Raw genomic sequence first — 17,693 nt, 5'->3', positions numbered from 1 at the left:
TCAGAGCCTGTCAAGACGAATGCTCCACGGAAAACTTGGACTCCAGTATCGCATTTCTTGTCACATTCTACCCTCATCACAATACGCTCATTTTGCTTGACAATTTTCCAGATACCACCTAGTATCGCCCGCCATGAGTGGTAACAGCCCAACTCTTCAAAACCTCACAAATATGGCCGACGTGTGGGATGCCTATCGAGAGGAATTGAATGAAGTTGAATTACAAGTCCACAAAAATCTGAATTCTGAAGCATCCCTGATCAATACGATCTCCAGCCAAATCATGGCGAGTGGTGGCAAGCGGATTCGCCCGTTATTACTGATCTTAAGCGCCAACCTTTGCGGATTTATTCAACGAGAATACCTCCTTCTTGGCAGTCTCATTGAGTATATCCACACAGCCACACTGCTTCACGATGATGTCCTAGACGAAGCCGATCTTCGTCGCGGCGAAAAAACGGCGCGGCGGATATGGGGAAATCACGCAAGTATCCTTGTTGGTGATTACCTTTACTCCCAAGCCATGACACAGATTGCCTCATTTCACAATCATGGCTTCAACGAATCGCTTGCCGATGCCTGTCGCAAAATGACCGAAGGCGAAGTGTTGCAATTGTGCGCCAATAGCCGCCCAGAGATCACAGAACCTGAATACCTTCAAATTGTCGAGTATAAAACCGCAACCCTCGTAGCTGCATCGTGTAAAATTGGCGCTGCCATTGGCGAAGGGACTCCAGCTGAACAGGCCGCGTTAGCACGATTCGGGTTAAACTTAGGAATGGCCTTTCAACTCACCGATGATTGTTTGGACTATCTAGCCGACGGTGCGCGACTCGGCAAGACCTTAGGCAAAGACATTCGGCAAGGGATGGTGACGCTCCCTCTGCTTCATCTCTTTCAAACGTGTGAAGATGACCAACGCCAGTGGATTAAATCCAAGGTGCAGAGTCGGGCAATCACTGAAGAAGATTTAACGACGATTATCGGTCTGATGCATGAACACCATTCGTTGACCTACGCCACACAAAGAGCTGAGGAATATGTCAAAGCGGCAAGTCTCGACTTAGAACCATTTGCCGATGGCATGGCCAAGCGATCATTGTCGATTGTGTCGCAGTACATGGTTAATCGAGATCAATAGAACGTTCCTCGTTGCTCTTCCTTTCAGTTCAAACACCATTCTCCACACCGGGTGCCTCGCTTCATCACCGCACTACTTCCTGTTGTAACAGAAATCGTTTTGCCCCACGCGCCTTAGACAATATGATGAGAATTATCTCGTATTCAGGATACCCTCGATACTGATAATATGAGAATAATCACGAACAGGAACAGGCATACACCGGCTAGTAATCATCCAGGATTTGCGATAATCTTTGCTCAACAAGAACCTCGTGCTTGCGATGGACTTCAGTGACGATGCATCACGTCGAAACGTGCAGCTGATCTGCCACCAACTCCGCAACAGCTTGATCCTCTTCGCATACTATGCCCAATGAATCTCCACATATTCTCGAACGACTCAAAGCCCTTCCACCAAACCATATCTATGCGCTCGCGCCCAAAGATTACATCCTTCGCGGATATGATTACTATTCACGAGAACGGTTAGAGTTCTATAAATGGAATACTGACCGAACGCTTCTCACCGCCTACGTCAAAGGCAGCCAGCGATACTCCGTTCAATTGTCTGCACACGAACCTGACTTGAGATACACCTGTGATTGCCCCGCCTGGACCTCTACGTCTCAATGCAAGCACGTCATATGCGCATTACTCACGACGATTAATGCCCTTGTGCCTGAGACCTTTTCGCTCCCAGGAAATCACACAGCCCGTCGAAATGTCCTGCGAAAAGAATTACTGCCACCTTCGTCCTCTCACTCGCTCCTCACACAACCAATGCCATCGGCGTCACGACTTGAAGTCGTGCTATCCGATCACGAATCACTACCGAATATCGCTATAAAAAAAGACGGAACATTATGCCGTTCGTTTTACGGCATCCCGACCGAACTCACGTTACTCATGAGAGGAACGTTTGATCCTGCCTGGTTAGCCTATGAAAACTTCATCACGTACTTAGAGCAATACGGTAATACCCATCCACTGGTCTTTGATACACAGGAAGAGCAGACAACGCTGACCTGGCGGCCATCGCGCCACTATCATTCAGCAACCGAACTTGATGTCCGGGAAGATCACATTGATGTCCACAACCGCTGTCTCTTGCGTGGCACGGTACATCCCAACGCGCGCCCATTTCAACGTCTCGTCGCCGACCTTGAGACGCAAACTCTCGCTCCACTCCACGATACCAAGGGTTGGGAAATCTACACCTTAATCGAGAACATGCTTGAAACAGAAATCTGGAGACGACCGTTAGGACTCCGACAACCGCACATCTTGTCAGTGACCAAACAACAGTCTGAGCACACGCGTACACCACCATCTCGCGTGCCAGGAACACGAACACCTCATCAGCCTTTGCAATTACCCATAGAAGCGTTTGGGCAGCTACAAATCAATTTCAGTCGAAAAGAAGACATCGCGCAACATCTCATTTTAAAAATTAATGGACGCAATGTTCCGCTTCAAGAATTCGACCTTCATGAGCATTCGACACCATCGCTCACCTATCGGCTCAGCATACTGCCATCCGATGATGTCACGGCTCCCATCCAGGCCAACTTACGAGAACCACTGGCGACCCTACAAACCGAATGCCGTCTAGGTGGACACAACATTGAAACTCACGCGCAACTGTTCCAAGCAATACTCATCATTGAACAGGCAAAGGATCTGCCTCACACCTTTCGATCGCGAAAACGCAAGACGCTTCTCCTTGAAACATTATTTCGCCTCTTTGGCACAATGCAGCCAACTGACGCCACTCGCATCATTAAAGACGCCATGACGGCAAACGACTTTCAAGCTTACGCCGTCAAATCGGAAGCTCAGCATTTACTCAAAAATTGGCATACGCTCTATCGAGAACAGGATTTCCGACTCGCCTATGCCGATAATCAGTGGGGCTTTTTCCCGAATGATAAAACGAAACAAGCACTCTTATATGCCATTCCCTATGAAATGTTTGGTCTTCACCTCTTCCGGAATATGAATCGACATGACAGGATGACCATCCCGCTATCCGCACTTCACGCGAAACTGCCAGAACTCCACGCCAAGTTGCAGGCAGCCGGCATAGAACTGTTCTATCATCAGAAACCCATCCTCACATCTGAGTGGGAATTTTCATTTGATGCCCAACGCCCACGCAACATTGACTGGTTTGAGATCCGCCCTGAAATCAAATGCAATGGCGTCGTGATGTCAGAAGCCACCTGGCTAGAGACTATGCAGAAAGGCAGTGTGTCCGAGACTGAGGAAGGTGTGCGGATTCTCGATGTGAATGCAATGGAAATCTTGCGTACATTGTCGTCTCTCTATCCAGCGATGCGGAACACGCCAAGCAAAGACCAAAAAAGTAAAGTGGTCCGTGTTCCGACTTTGCAAATTTTAGATTGGATGGTGTTACGAAAGCATGGCGTCAACATCGTACTCTCGGAACATGATGAAGCCTTATTCCAACGTCTCTTGAACTTTGAAAAAATAGACCCAGTCCCGTTGCCGGACAAGTTGAACGCGAAACTTCGGACGTATCAACGAAGAGGGTACCAATGGCTCAGCTTCCTCTATGAACATCGATTCGGCGCCTGCCTTGCTGATGACATGGGATTAGGGAAAACCTTACAAGCCATTAGCCTCTTGGCAGGCATTCAAGAGGGGTTGGTGACGCAACCGACGAACGCCACCAAGGCCCCACACCTCGTCGTCCTCCCCCCAAGCTTGCTCTTTAATTGGGAACATGAAATTACAAGATTTTATCCGGACTTCACCGTTCGTTGGTACAGCGGCAAAGACCGGACTCCCCAATTCGACGATTGCGATATTATCCTTACCACCTATGGCATTATTCGGCGTGACATTGAGATACTCGAAAAAATGCCTTTCAACGTCATTATTTTCGATGAGGCGCAAGCCATCAAAAACATTACCGCACATTCCACGGGAGCCGCGAGACGTTTGAAGGGAACGTTCAAGTTAGCGATGACCGGCACACCGCTCGAAAACCATCTGGGAGAATATTATTCCATCATTGACCTGTGCCTCCCAGGTCTACTTGGCGACTATGATACATTCAAATCTCAAATCAAGCCTCAGGACCCTCCTCGGGTGGAACAACTCCTCCAGCGTACAAAACCATTTGTGCTTCGTCGCACCAAATCGGAAACGCTCAAAGAACTGCCTCCTAAAATTGAAACCGATGTCTATCTGGACCTGACCGATCGACAAAAAGCACTCTATCAACAAACCATTGCACAGATTCGACCGACCATTGAAGATGCCTATCGGACCAAAACAGCTGCACAAGCGAGAATCATTGCCTTAACGGCCATCTTGAAACTTCGGCAAATCTGTTTATCACCTCGACTACTCAATGCTACCAGTACAGACTCTTCCCCAAAAATCACCTGCCTACTTGATCGATTGCACGAACTGTTGGACGAAGGTCATAGTGCATTAGTCTTTTCCCAATTCACTTCGTTTTTAGATTTGGTTGAACAGGAATTTACAACACAACACTTGCCCTACAGTCGACTGGATGGCTCAACTCCGACCAAAACCAGAAAAAAACTGGTGCAAACATTCCAAGAAAGCGAGCAACCATCGGTGTTTCTACTCAGCCTCAAAGCCGGAGGACAAGGACTGAACCTTACGAAAGCCTCCTATGTCTTTCATCTCGACCCCTGGTGGAATCCTGCCGTGGAAAATCAAGCCTCTGATCGCGCACATCGCATTGGCCAGCAACAAAAAGTCTCCATCATGCGGTTTCTCATGCATCACACCATTGAAGAAAAAATGATGGACCTCAAAAAACACAAACTCGCCCTGTACGACGCCGTGATGGAAGGCTCCACGCAACGAGGAGCCGGTGCCGGCATCAGCAAATCCGACTTTGATTTTTTATTGGGATAAAGGGACGAAAAATCCCTTTGACGGAAACAAGGGTTATTCTTTTTCGAATTTTGGAAGCGCCTCAAGAAAAGTATGCTTGAGGGACGGAAATCTTGAAGTCTTGTCGTGGCGATCTTATAGACGAGGGCATCATCGATCTCGCCATATTCATGAACGACAATATTCCGAAATCCCCTGATCGATCGCAGAAGTTCTGCCTGGCCTTTTGAGAGCACCGCATTTCTTTCGAGTTTTTCAAACAGATCGTTGTCTTCATTAGGCAAGCCGAGTTGAAGGCCGCTGACAAATAGCCCGCAGATATCTAACACGACCTCTACAGAAATTTGCAGCAATCGCTCACAGGCACGGCCTTTGTCGTTTGAAGCCACATATTGCGAAAAGTTTTCAGGAACAAGTTACTGGAGTTCGCGATAATATTCATGCAACGCTGAAATTCTTGATAGAATTCGCTCTCGATCACGCATGGGCAACCTGATCGAGATAAGATTGATAGCGTGGACGAAAATCACGATTTTTGAACACTGGCACTTGGCGTGTATCCAGGAAGGCCAAACACTTGCGCGTATGCAACCGCAAATGTACAAAGACCTATTCCATAACCAATGGCCACTCCAACATATTCAAATGCCAAAACAAACAAATTCAATGCAATTTCACCTGCCTCTTCAGAAACATTTTCTGCCAAAATACCCAGTTCTAATGAATGTTGCAGTGAGATCACGAAGAAGCTTTCGGGAAAGACAAAAGTTGCAAGCAAACTGGCAACACCTCCCGTCACCAAAGCAAGTACGCCCGCATTCAGCATCCATCCCAGATGAAGTAAAATCACTTTCACTGCATGATAATTGATGGCGCGAAGACTTGCGTCCAAGCCAACTTTGACACTCACTCCTCGATCGGCCATGAACAGAATTCCAAGCGAGCAACACAATAGAAGGCAAGCGTACAACACACCAAAAACCCCAACGCTGAGTGATGACAATAGTAGCTGGAAACCCCCTTCGTCTCCAGAAATTCCCTCCTGAGATAACCCAAGTAGCCAATCAAGTGCAAAACTTGAAAGCGTGGGTATAAGTCCACAGAGCAAAGGACTTTTGAAGACTGTCCAATCTGTAAAGGTTTCGGCAACGGTTCTTCTACGATTCTGTAAAACGTCCCAGGTCAGATATGCGATACAAACAGGAAGGAATGCCCAGAATATGGCTTCACCAATTACCCAATTCATCGTATAGAGAGAATTCCAACTATCTCTTAGTAGGAGAGCTAGAAAGCACAGAAAGAAGAGCCTGAAAGGACACGCCCTAAACACCTTCCACCCTTCCTTGAACACTTGAGCAAGATGAAAGGTTCGTTTATCTCGAACGACTTGCTCAATGGAGAGAGGAGCTGAGTATTCCATGCAAAGCCTTAGTTAGAATACACGTGTTGTAGAAATGCTCATGACAGGTCACACTCACGGCGCTGGACTAAAACCGATAACTCATGCCGAACGTCGCGCCATGTCGGAAAGTACGGAATTCATTCAGGTTGGCGGTGGACCCGCCGCCGGAGGCCGGGAAGTTTTCCCAATCACCGTCCTCGACGTTTAACCACCAGTATCGATAGCCGCCATGAATGAAGAATTGCTCGAAGATTCGCAATCGCACCCCGCCTTCCAGGTTAAACCCATAGCCTAACCCGGTCATTTTAAAACTCGGGTTGCCTCGAAGATCCGTTCGCAAATGATGCCGATCTTCGTTATGAAGCCACGCGAGCGGAAGAGCAATGGCTTCCCCCTCAAAAGTCAGGCGATCCCAAAAGGTCATTTCACCTTCGGCACCCACTCGCATGGATGTCCATTGGACCGTATTGGTAATGGCCTTGGTCCCGACAAAGGACGCGGTTCCCACCGCACGACAAAACGACCCAACCGACGTACATTCAAGTTGTCTGACACTCCGGGCGACATATTTTTCTCGCCAATATTGAAACCCGAGAACCGCATTCACCAACCCTTTATTGCCTGCAAATCGGTAAAACATCAGCCCAACATCCCCATTCAGGTAGAAGACATAACTATCACTGACGTCGCTTTCTGTGCGAGAGATGCGATGTGGGCCACTCACCGAGGCCCCAAATGCCGTCGCCCCACTCGCACTCACAAAGTCATCGTCAATCAACGTTCCGTCAGTAATGGCCCCATATCCAATTTTCCCTTTGAGCGAAAATCCTTTCTTATGAACCAACCGGGCATTCAACTCCACAATATTGCTCCACACATCTTTGTAATCTAGTGCAGATGTTGGATCCCCTAATAGCGAACTCAAGTTGGACGCATCGTGATTGAAATTGGAGCGACCTTGGCTCATCCAACTGGCTAGCCCCACATCAATGTTCGCCTTTCCATTCATGCTGCGATAAACAATTTTTTCATTTCGATTCAGAGAGTCATCAGCCCCAACCTCAGCGATATTTGAGACGATCGTACAGGCCAGTATCATGCCAATAATGGCTATTCTTCGAACACACTGAAACGGGCTTATAGGATTCAGTTGATACGCCATACTCATCCCCCACGTGAATGGCAAGATACAGGACACACGTGTCCTGACTTATTCGGGAAATTTTTCCAAGAACTATAGCGAATCCAAATACACATCAGTGTGCTTGGACACGGTCGTTGAATCACCTGGATAGGCCTGACGGACGTTCATCATTGCGACCTTGTTCCTACCACTGTCTCGATTACAGGTGTCCAAGTCCAATTGAACTATGAGGACTTTCTACGCGGTATCCAACGCGTCGGGGGTACGGAAGTTCATTGAATCGGCTATAGAATGCCGCGATACACGCACGAGCGGAACGACGGAGAACTGCCTGCATTCACGCCCGAAAATTGAAGCGGATTATTTCACAGATTATAGCGAATTCAAATAAGTTCCAGCTGAGGTCGATCAACTATAGCGAATCTCAAGTCGGTCCAGTTAATGCCTAAAGACTTTCAACGCAGTGTCAAAACCTTCAAGGGTTCGGAAGTTCAGTGAATCGGCTATAGCCCTGCGCGATTACTCACTTCAAGCATGTGGAAGTTATTTGAAACGGCTATAAGCCGGAGTCATTGAAGGGAAATGAAGAGAGCATGCGTATCATGCAAAATGAACACGGAGTTCAGCACGGATTGACTGCGTTGCTCGGAAAAGAAAGAAGAATGAATGAAGCAGAATGATGAAAACAATCGTCAATACATCACTTAATCAGGCAAGGCAATGGACCCGCCTTCGAGATCCATATCAATCCCGTTGAGTTCCAATTTATTACCAACACGCCACCACTCTGGGCTCACTTCAGACAATGTACCTTTGGAGGTATAGAACTTTGCCTGTCCCACAGTCAGACGTGCGTCTTCTTCGGCCTGAAGCTCAATCACGACATTTTTCAAAGTATGGTCAATAATTTTGAGACTCTTCGGTTCAGCCGTGAGCTCAAAGCGCTCACCGTCATTGGACATCCAGACATTACGCTCCAGCTTGGCCACCTGCGTCCCTGTTGGCATATACATATCCATCGTAAGGAGAATTTGACTATTGTCTTCTTGAATTTCGACGTGCAACTGTTGCTGCCCATGCGCTGTCATCACACCATTTGTATTTCGCAGCACATTTGATCCGATCACAATATCCACGGCTCTGTCTCCTTTATCAGAATCCATATCATCGTATGAAGCATTGCTGATTTTGCCAGCATTCGAAACATCAATCAACTCTAAGCCCATGTCGCCTGATTTTCGCAAACAGGCAAGAATGCGTTATCCCTTCGACGCAGCCAAATCATCTGGCTGAAGCGGCTTTCGCCCTTTAAGCATCAGGAGACACAGCAACCCCACGAGAATCCAGAGAATTTCTCGGAGACGTCGAATTAAGGCAAAGGTAATCCCAGTGACATCCGGATACCCATATGCCAGTAAGAGTAAGACATAGCCCCCTTCCTGAGCGCCCAAACTTCCTGGAATAAAAAAGGTACTACCCTTAATAAATACCGTTAACGCCGCTATCGATAGCGAAGTCAACATATCGACATGCACATCTAAATAATACAGGATGGCATAGACCTCTAGCGTTTCCAACATCCAGGCAATGAAAAACGTGAGCAAGGCCACATAGAACGTTTGACGGTGATGGCTGTAAAACGTTCGGATCGTGGCATCCAGTTCCTCCAGTGAGGCTTTTCGTTCCTCCAGAAATTTCAACTTGATTCGACAGAACCGCAAGACGCGAAGACAGCCCATCGCAAGCCCATATCGCTGAACCATCACAAATAGCAGCACCCCAAAGGCTAACAGCCCAACACTGACCAAAGCGGCAACCAGATAATGCTCGGATGCCCCAAGAATCAAAAATGAAAGGCCAATGCCCAGGACAATAAATAGAACCTGCGCGATGCTCATCGTCGTTTTGGCTGTAATCACAGATGCCAGCCCTTCGACAAACGGAATGCCATAGGGCTTCAATAGATAGGCTTTCAGAGGTTCTCCCCCGACATAGGCCGCTGGAGTCGTCACATTGACAGACTCTCCAGCCATTCGGATGGCAAAGAGTTGAGCAAATCCGATTCGTTGAGCATGCGTTCCAAGAGTCAGACGCCAACCAAGAGCTTCAAGGGCATACACGCCTACCATGGGAAGAAGAATCACCCCAAGAGCAAGGGGACCTAATTGTGCGGCCGTATTAATGATAGATGTTGGACCGATGTGCCAGACAATCCCAGCTAAGGCCACACAGCCAACAGCTAGAAAAATGAACTTAAGCACGGGAGAGAAGGGAGTTACGGAGAATCCACCCCATTGAGGCAATAAAGACCCATGAACCTACCGCGGCAATCCACAGAAACCATCCAAGAATATCCAAGCAGGCAAAGAGCAACACAATGACGGAAAAGTCTCGATTGGTCACGTTGCCAAGCATAAACTCCATCCGTGTTCGGGCCGATTCACCCAAGCGACGCAATTCACGGGGGCGAGATCGAAGAAAGCGTGCTCGATTGACGAGCCACAGTGAAATCATATTGGCCACAACGGCACAGGTTCCAAGAATCAATGGCAAACTCATGCCTTCCCACGACCCATGAAGATAGGCACCGGAAGCAATGCCAGCAAAGATCGCCATATGCACAACATTATCAGCCCAAATATCCAATTCTTGCCCAAAGCGTGACTCAGAAAATGTTAAGCGAGCCACCTCACCGTCACAGCAATCAATAATGACAGACAATTGAAAGAGCAACGCACCCACAATACCGAATTGATATGAACCTAACGCAAAAAATCCGGCCGCAATGAGTCCAACAACCATTGACACCATGGTAATCATATTAGGCGACACGCCAAATTTCAAAAAGGCGTGCGTGAAAATTCCGGATAATTTCCGGTTTACATATTGATCAATAATGCCATCCATCCCTCCCTTTAATGACTGAAGAGATTGATAGAGGCTACGTTCAGCCAATTGAAGTCCCTTGGGGCCTCGAACGTCACTATATTGTGAAGTAGAAGTTGGAATCGGCTGAATAATACCCTCGATCGCCGCTTGCTCTAACGCCAGGCGTATCGGGTTTCCTCCACCGGCTTGCAAAACACCAGATACGCCGAGCAATCGAGACGGCAACACGACGAGATCCTCAGCAATAAACGATGATACTGTCGAGGAAACCGTAGCCGATGGCTCTGAGACCACATCATGTTGATCATGAAAGACGACCGTCGTGCCTAAGGTGCTCGGGTCCACCTCTTCTTGAAAGACAACACCAGGATTACCCGTATGCCGATAGTCTTCTGCTTGCCCCACGGCAACCAGGACACGACCATCTGACCCAACCATGCGTAAGGATTGAATCAATGAAGGAGAAAAGACGGCATGACAGCCGATGATCACGCACGACCCTTTTACTTCACCTGACAACGCTTCCCAGGTTTGAGGATCCGTCGGAGGAAACTCTCGAACAGGCAACCAGCGAATGGCGGCTTCTATACGGCCGTCTCCCTGGATTATCGTCCGCAAGGCCTTCTCTTCCTGCCCGGCTAACACCCAGATTTGTGAAATCCCAGCTCGTTGTAACGTCAACACCGCGCGCTGAAACAGGGTCAACCCACTGACCTTCGTCAAGGTGCCGGTTCCGCTCCTCTCCCGATTTGCACCTAAAGTAAAGATGCCGGACGAGGCAAGCAAAATAGCTGTATCAATTACGCTTGTAGCAGGCTTGTGAAGTGTTCCATCCATCGCGACACAAAAATTGAAGGGTTGCGCCTATACGCTCAACAACACGATCGACAAAAGTTCAGACTGATGTATGAGGACATTCCCAGCCATGAACGACGGCTTGTTGCTAAACAACTTCTTTCTCCTGACATGACAACATCGGCAATATTTCGTGTTCGGCTCTCTGCACATCCTCAGGAAAATCAATTTCGATCCAGGGCAGTCCGCCTATCCGCTCATACCCAACGCTCACCTGTTCGAAGAATCCTTTGAGTGCATCTTCATACTCCATATCGAGATGCCCTGATTCAATAGGCCCTTCTACAGATTGAAAAAGCACGGCACTTTCCGCTTTGCCCACCTTTAAAAATCCAACCCCTTCGCCGGTGAAATCATACTGAGCTGGAAGCGTTTTACTCAGACTCGTCACTCGCTCTTCCTGAATCGCCACCATACATTCTTCTGTTTCTTGCGACACGGATTCATCAACTAACAAGGCATTCCGGTGTTTGGATTCGACAAGACGACGGAGAATATCAGGGTGATACAACACATCCGCATCCATGATAATCACGTCATCATCAACTTCCTTACGCGCTTCCCACAATGAAGTAATACTTCCTCGAGTATATTGTTCGTTCACCACAAACTGCACCGCACCAGGAAACGACGAAGACGCCACAGCTTCCCGAATCAGATCTTGCTGGTAACCCACGACCAGCACCACCGTTCGAACACCAAGAGCGGCAAGGTTGTCTAAATGTCGAGACAGAAGCGATTGGCCACCAACTTCAACCAGGCACTTGGGTCGCCCTTCCGCGACAGGACCCAATCGTTTGCCTACGCCAGCTGCTAAAATGATGGCCTTCATCCAGATTCGCCACTTTTCTTGAGAATGACTTCAAAGGCATCAAGAAATCCTGAAATGTCTTTGTCTGAAAGGGCTCCAATGTTGGCCACTCGAAAAATTTTTGATTCCATGTGGCCCTGCCCTGCATAAATGACATACCCTGCTTGCTTCAATTGATCATGCAACTGCTCATACGACATGTGTTCTGGAAGATAAAAAGCCGTCAAGGTATTTGACTGATGTTCCGGCGCGAGGACGGCCTGAATACCAAGCGAGGCCATTCGCTTGCGAATGGTTGTGGCATACCCTCGAAATCGTGCACACCGTTTCGCAACACCTTCTTCCAGTAACTCGTTGAGAGCTTCCCGGAAAGCGTAATAGACCTGCACGGCTGGCGTAAAGGGAATACTCCCTCGCTCTTGTTCTACATAATAATTGGCGAGATTCAGGTACCAATTCCGCTTCGGATAGGTCATGACGCTACGCTCCATGAACCCCTTGCGCACAATGACAAACGCCACACCAGGAAATCCTTGAATACATTTTTGAGACGCACTGGCCACCATATACATATGAGGAGTGGCAATATCGAGGGATTCTCCTCCGAGACCACTGACGGAATCTAAGAGAAACACACGATTCAGCCCATCAACGATTTCCGCAACTTTCTCGACTGGGTTCATAAACCCAAGCGTGGTTTCATGATGAACCATTGCCACAGTATGAATTTCTTTATGTTGACGAAGGGCCAACTTGATCTTATCGAGATCAGGAGCTTTCCCCCAGTCCAAACGTATCTCCAAGCCACCAAGCCGTTGAGTCAACGCCATGTCCCACAAACGCTGGCCATAGACGCCATTGATAATCACCATGATTCGCTTGCCTTGCGGCAAACTCGACAACAGCGCAGCCTCAGCGGCCGCAGTACCTGAACCGGTTAATAAAATAGCGGTATAGTCGGATTCATTTCCTGGAACAAACGCTTGCAGTAATTTTTGTCGAATATCAGCTAAGAGGTCAGCACATTCAGATTCACGATGACAAATGTCAGGCTCAAGCAGTGCTCGCCGTACTCGATCGGAAACATTCACAGGCCCAGGATTTAAAAGAATCATGTTGTGACTTTCGTGAGGCGTAAAACGTTAGACGTGAAACCTAAAGCGTAAGATGATAGCATGTGATTGTACAACCCGTCTTTTATGGCTTTTGGCTACAGAAATTTCACGTATCGAATGTCGCTTTAAATCGTCGTGTCATCTCAGCTGGCTCGATCGCCACTCGGTCAGCCTCTTCGATTTGTTCATTGATCTTAATTAAGAGAAAACTTGGCCCTTCGCTCGCGACCATATCTTTAAACTCATACACAATGTCTTCACGTTCACGAACACGCTCAACATTCACATACCCTGCGGCTTTAGCCACTTTGTCTAGATTCACCAGTCGCGAATAGGTTGGTTGATTCCCCGTCGTCCCGTACACTTCGTTATCAAACACGACATGCACCAAATTCTTTGGCTTCACGGCACCAATCGTCGCAAGCGTCCCCATGCTCATGAGGACATTGCCGTCACCGTCAAAGACCACGACAGTTTTTCCCGGCTGACTCAACGCCAGTCCCAGCCCAATGCCCGCCGTCGCTCCCATTGAGCCAATCATATAAAAATTGGCATCACGATCTCGAAGCTTCTGAGCTTCTCGCGAAGGAAATCCATTACAAATGATGAGGGGCTGATCCGTTATCAGCTCCAACAGCGCGCCCATCGCCTGGGCCCGACTCTGCATCACGCCTTCTTCAGGACCGATCATCTTATCTCCTGCACTAGATCATTAACATCAGAAAATTCATCAGATTTTTCGAAAAGAAAGTCCCCTGAAAACAATAAGGCAACAACATCAAGGCAAAAATTAACAATAATGTGTAAAACCACGATCTCTCTTAAATTTTGCCTTTTGAATTTTTTATTTTGCCTTTCCCACCCTATGGTTGTACGGTTTTGACAATACCTTTTTTCAGCAACAAGGCGAGTGGGATACGTTGCTCCATAAACGTCGCGGCCGTCCATTTCAGATCATCCACCACTGTTTCAGCGGATAACGTACGATGGGGAATTTTGACAGTATCTAACAGTTGCGTCATCGTTTGCCCCATAACCAGATGCTCTGGAGCATCCTTCCCCTCGAACCCACGCCAAGACACAAGGAGTAAACACGGAATCTGGTAAATGAGGTTCAAGGATTCAAGGACATTGAGCGCATTGCCTAATCCGGAGTTCTGCATCAATACGGCAGGAATTTTTCCACCCAAGTAGGCTCCGGCAGCCATCGCGACGGCTTCATCTTCTCGAACGGCGGGAACATACACGCGCGATTCAGTTAGTGTCGCGATGATGCCACCCAAAATAGTATCGGGAACTCCAGTAAAGAAGTCTATACCGATGTCTTGTAACGCCCGAACAAAATCGTCACTATCGATCATGATTCAATTTTCTACCCCAAAATACACACTGACAGTCTTCAGCGCTTCATCTCAGAAGCCCCAAAAAGGACGAGCGCCTTTCTCAGACAATCGTGGGTTTTTCAACAAAAAAATGGAATAGTTGGCTGTTAAAAGCCAGCTAAGAGATGAGTCGATTATAGCGGAGGGGTATAAACATTCTCAACAAAGGGCTTCAGCATATTGATAGAGTTCAGGAGATGAAGGTACACTCATGACACACAGGCCAAATTCTAGCAATTTCAACGAATACAATGACTCTACAGTGGTCCGTGACCAAGAGAGTTACCGAGCCAAGGCGGAATCTAAGCTGATGTTTATGGTGCAATTTCAACCCGACACGAACATCAGGGATTGGGATCTACGTGCCACGGCGAAGAATTGCGCTTCAAGCATCGAAATGTATGTGATTCAGCCACCAAGGAAAACTCGATTATGAAATCAACTCGCCGTAAAGCCGCAACTCGGTATACCGAACAACATGCGAAAAGTGGCTTGCGTACCAAACTGCCAGCCATTGAAACATGGCCCAACCAGTATCAAGGCTATGAAATTACGATTGAAATTCCAGAATATACGGCCATTTGTCCAAAAACAGGATTACCCGACTTTGGGAAAATTCGACTCACCTATGTTCCAAACCAATCCTGTCTCGAGCTCAAATCTCTCAAAGAATATATTCACGCCTATCGCGACCTTGGTATTTTCTACGAAAATGCCGTCAATCGAATTCTGGCTGACCTTGTGAAGGCCTGCCACCCAACCTCTGCCTCCGTCACAGGTGAGTTCACAGCCCGCGGTGGTCTCAGCAGCACGATTCAAGCCTCGTATCCGTAACTGGCCTATAGATCAGACTCCTACGTCGATAGAACGGGATCTACCTGCAGGTCAAACCCTTCAGGATTCTTCAAAAAATTTCTTAATCGTTTGAACAACGTATTGCATCTGCTCAGAAGGCAGTTCAGGGTAAATGGGCAGGGAAAGCACTTCTTGAGCCGCTTGCTCGGATACGGGAAGTTGCCCTTTTTGATAGCCAAGGACTTGGTAGCATTCTTGTAGATGAAGGGGGACTGGGTAATAGATCTTATTTCCTATACCCTGTTCGCTAAGATAGGCACTAAGCTGATCGCGCGAACTAGTCCGAATCGTATACTGGTTGAACACGTGATAATTAGACGGATCGACGGCTGGAGGCGTGACATGCTCTGCAAGACCAGCCTGGGCAAAGAGGCGCTCATATTCCTGCGCATTGCCCCGTCGCTTCTCGGTCCACTGCTCGAGATAGGTGAGTTTGACCTGAAGGACGGCAGCCTGTAACGCATCAAGGCGGCTATTCATCCCGATTAAATGATGATGATAGTCTGATCGACTTCCATGAACGCGAAGGGCACGCAATCGATTGGCAAGATTTTCATCATGCGTGGTAATCATCCCACCGTCCCCAAAGCCTCCTAAATTTTTCGACGGGAAAAAGCTAAAACAGCCTGTCGTCCCCATTCCCCCAGCCCGCACACCATTGTGTGCAGCCCCAATCGCCTGGCACGCATCTTCGACAATCGGGATGCTCCGTGGCGCCACGATCTGAGCAATTTTCTCTATATCCGCACATTGTCCAAATAAATGAACTGGAATAATGGCCTTTGTTCGCTCAGTTATGGCAGCGGCAAGATGATCGGGGTCGAGATTAAACGTATCGGGGCGAATATCGACAAACACTGGAATGGCATGAAGTCGAGAAATAACCCCGGCCGTTGAAAAAAACGTAAACGGTGTCGTAATAATTTCATCACCGGGCTCAATACCTAACGCCATCAACGAAAGCAGCAACGCATCACTTCCTGAGGCGACACCGACGGCATGTGCCGTCCCGGCATATTTCCCTAATGCTTGCTCCAAACAATCGACACGAGGGCCAAGCACAAAGCCCTGATCTTCACAGACCGCTTCAATCGAGGCCAGCAACTCATGTCGAATAGACTGAAACTGCGCTTGTAAATCAAGAAGAGGTACTTTCATGAAGTCCTTTCTACAGTAAAATGGAATAAAGAAACGACTCCAGTTCTCTTAACAACGCAGACTGATGGGAAGAAAAAGGTGTATCACTTCAAAACATGGAACGCAAGGACAATACTCTAGATGCGTTGAAGCAATCCTAGTCATATCTTACCTTGCAGTGGGCCTACACAATCCGCTTACATCACCGCAATAATGACGGCATAGCGAATCGCTTTCCCCAACCCGATATATAGCAAGGCGATGACGCCATTCACACGTAACCACCCGGCAGCCACACAGAGTGGATCGCCAATCACAGGAACCCATGAAAACAGCAACAACGGACTGCCCCACTGCTGTACCCTTTCCACGGCCTGGCGTTGGCGAGGCTTCGTCAAGCCGGAAACCGGAAAGCGCCAACTCATCAGAAATCCAAGTCCCCAGGAACTCATTCCCCCTAATGTATTGCCTGCCGTCGCCACACCAAACAATACCCAAGGATCATACCTGTGCTGTGCAACCAAAACGGCCAGAACAACTTCAGACCCTCCAGGAAAAAGCGTCGACGAAAGAAAGGCACTGAGAAAAAGCCCGCCAAGGGTATATTCCTCAGCCGACATGGACCTCAGGAAGACGGCCCAGCAGCAGCAGCACGCTCAATAGATACAAATTTCTTGTTGCTATCATAAGTGATGAAAAACTTTCCTACGACTCCATTCTGAGTGATGAAGGGACGTAGGACTCGAGCGGGAAATCGTATTTTCCGTCCATCCGAAGCACTCGCCACCACTTCATCGGCCACCCCTTCATAGTATGCTAAGAATCGATGAGGTGGGAGATTAAGGGACACACGGATTTTTGGCATGGACTTGAAATTTCATAAAGGGCAATAATGTGTAACCAGGATCATGACGCACGATTCACGGAAAGACATACGCCCACGTTCGAGTCGTACATGAATGTCCACATACTATGACTAAGGCAACATACGACGACAGCGCACATGAGGTAGCATACAAGCATATCGCTCTGTAAAATCTTACCTTTTTCAAGACATTAGGACAATCCTAGAAATGCGAGAGCA

Annotated in this window: 15 protein-coding genes and 1 pseudogene; 3 read left to right on the top strand and 13 right to left on the bottom strand. The window is 48.0% G+C overall.

Features of this window, described 5'->3' with window-relative positions; all coding sequences use genetic code 11:
- Positions 1-133 precede the first annotated feature (133 nt).
- Together ACWHX8_RS04785 and ACWHX8_RS04780 are read left to right on the top strand one after the other, a co-directional pair.
- Entirely contained in the window at positions 134-1,141 is a 1,008-nt protein-coding gene (locus ACWHX8_RS04785) for a polyprenyl synthetase family protein (protein WP_447970820.1), read from the top strand.
- Between the two features lie 347 nt (positions 1,142-1,488).
- On the top strand, positions 1,489-5,040 hold the full coding sequence (locus tag ACWHX8_RS04780; RefSeq protein WP_447970819.1) for a DEAD/DEAH box helicase: 3,552 nt from the start codon (positions 1,489-1,491) through the stop codon (positions 5,038-5,040).
- A gap of 95 nt (positions 5,041-5,135) precedes the next feature.
- Here ACWHX8_RS04780 and hepT read toward each other — a convergent pair.
- From hepT to ACWHX8_RS04730, 10 genes and pseudogenes are all read right to left on the bottom strand, one after another.
- Positions 5,136-5,411, bottom strand: a pseudogene (gene hepT, locus ACWHX8_RS04775) (type VII toxin-antitoxin system HepT family RNase toxin); the annotation flags it as partial.
- A gap of 134 nt (positions 5,412-5,545) precedes the next feature.
- On the bottom strand, positions 5,546-6,265 hold the full coding sequence (locus ACWHX8_RS04770; RefSeq protein ID WP_447970818.1) for a hypothetical protein: 720 nt from the start codon (positions 6,263-6,265) through the stop codon (positions 5,546-5,548).
- A 241-nt stretch (positions 6,266-6,506) separates the two neighbouring features.
- A complete protein-coding gene (locus ACWHX8_RS04765; RefSeq protein ID WP_447970817.1) occupies positions 6,507-7,583 on the bottom strand; it encodes a hypothetical protein in 1,077 nt (358 codons plus the stop codon).
- Between the two features lie 686 nt (positions 7,584-8,269).
- Positions 8,270-8,701 (bottom strand): hypothetical protein, encoded by a 432-nt coding sequence (locus tag ACWHX8_RS04760; protein ID WP_447970816.1) that lies wholly within the window; start codon positions 8,699-8,701, stop codon positions 8,270-8,272.
- 123 nt (positions 8,702-8,824) lie between these two features.
- Positions 8,825-9,826, bottom strand: coding sequence for a flippase-like domain-containing protein (locus ACWHX8_RS04755; protein WP_447970815.1), 1,002 nt, complete (start codon positions 9,824-9,826; stop codon positions 8,825-8,827).
- Positions 9,819-11,291 carry a CDP-alcohol phosphatidyltransferase family protein gene (locus ACWHX8_RS04750; protein WP_447970814.1) on the bottom strand — a complete coding sequence of 491 codons (1,473 nt, stop codon included), beginning with the start codon at positions 11,289-11,291 and terminating at the stop codon, positions 9,819-9,821. Before ACWHX8_RS04750 ends, ACWHX8_RS04755 begins: the two co-directional genes overlap by 8 nt.
- A gap of 106 nt (positions 11,292-11,397) precedes the next feature.
- Entirely contained in the window at positions 11,398-12,141 is a 744-nt protein-coding gene (locus ACWHX8_RS04745; protein WP_447970813.1) for a phosphocholine cytidylyltransferase family protein, read from the bottom strand.
- Positions 12,138-13,235: a pyridoxal-phosphate-dependent aminotransferase family protein gene (locus ACWHX8_RS04740; protein ID WP_447970812.1), complete on the bottom strand. Its 1,098-nt coding sequence runs from the start codon at positions 13,233-13,235 to the stop codon at positions 12,138-12,140. The genes ACWHX8_RS04745 and ACWHX8_RS04740 overlap by 4 nt, the downstream gene beginning before the upstream one ends.
- A 106-nt stretch (positions 13,236-13,341) precedes the next feature.
- Positions 13,342-13,926: a thiamine pyrophosphate-dependent enzyme gene (locus ACWHX8_RS04735; protein WP_447970811.1), complete on the bottom strand. Its 585-nt coding sequence runs from the start codon at positions 13,924-13,926 to the stop codon at positions 13,342-13,344.
- Positions 13,927-14,098: 172 nt separating this feature from the next.
- On the bottom strand, positions 14,099-14,596 hold the full coding sequence (locus ACWHX8_RS04730) for a thiamine pyrophosphate-binding protein (protein ID WP_447970810.1): 498 nt from the start codon (positions 14,594-14,596) through the stop codon (positions 14,099-14,101).
- Between the two features lie 453 nt (positions 14,597-15,049).
- On the opposite strand from ACWHX8_RS04730, the gene queF reads away from it, so the two are divergent.
- The gene (gene queF, locus ACWHX8_RS04725; protein WP_447970809.1) at positions 15,050-15,451 is read left to right on the top strand and encodes a preQ(1) synthase; all 402 of its coding nucleotides are present in this window, start codon (positions 15,050-15,052) and stop codon (positions 15,449-15,451) included.
- A 60-nt stretch (positions 15,452-15,511) separates the two neighbouring features.
- On the opposite strand, the gene ACWHX8_RS04720 is transcribed toward queF, so the two are convergent.
- The 3 genes from ACWHX8_RS04720 to ACWHX8_RS04710 all read right to left on the bottom strand — a co-directional run bounded on the left by ACWHX8_RS04720 (position 15,512) and on the right by ACWHX8_RS04710 (position 17,474).
- Positions 15,512-16,630: a DegT/DnrJ/EryC1/StrS family aminotransferase gene (locus ACWHX8_RS04720; RefSeq protein WP_447970808.1), complete on the bottom strand. Its 1,119-nt coding sequence runs from the start codon at positions 16,628-16,630 to the stop codon at positions 15,512-15,514.
- A 176-nt stretch (positions 16,631-16,806) separates the two neighbouring features.
- The gene (locus ACWHX8_RS04715; RefSeq protein WP_447970807.1) at positions 16,807-17,229 is read right to left on the bottom strand and encodes a YqaA family protein; all 423 of its coding nucleotides are present in this window, start codon (positions 17,227-17,229) and stop codon (positions 16,807-16,809) included.
- A gap of 5 nt (positions 17,230-17,234) precedes the next feature.
- Positions 17,235-17,474 carry a DUF2835 domain-containing protein gene (locus ACWHX8_RS04710; protein ID WP_447970806.1) on the bottom strand — a complete coding sequence of 80 codons (240 nt, stop codon included), beginning with the start codon at positions 17,472-17,474 and terminating at the stop codon, positions 17,235-17,237.
- Positions 17,475-17,693: the final 219 nt, after the last annotated feature.

Source organism: Nitrospira sp. M1, from assembly GCF_965152605.1.
The sequence above is the reverse complement of the archived record's forward strand: the minus strand, read 5'-3'. Positions and strand labels throughout refer to the sequence as shown.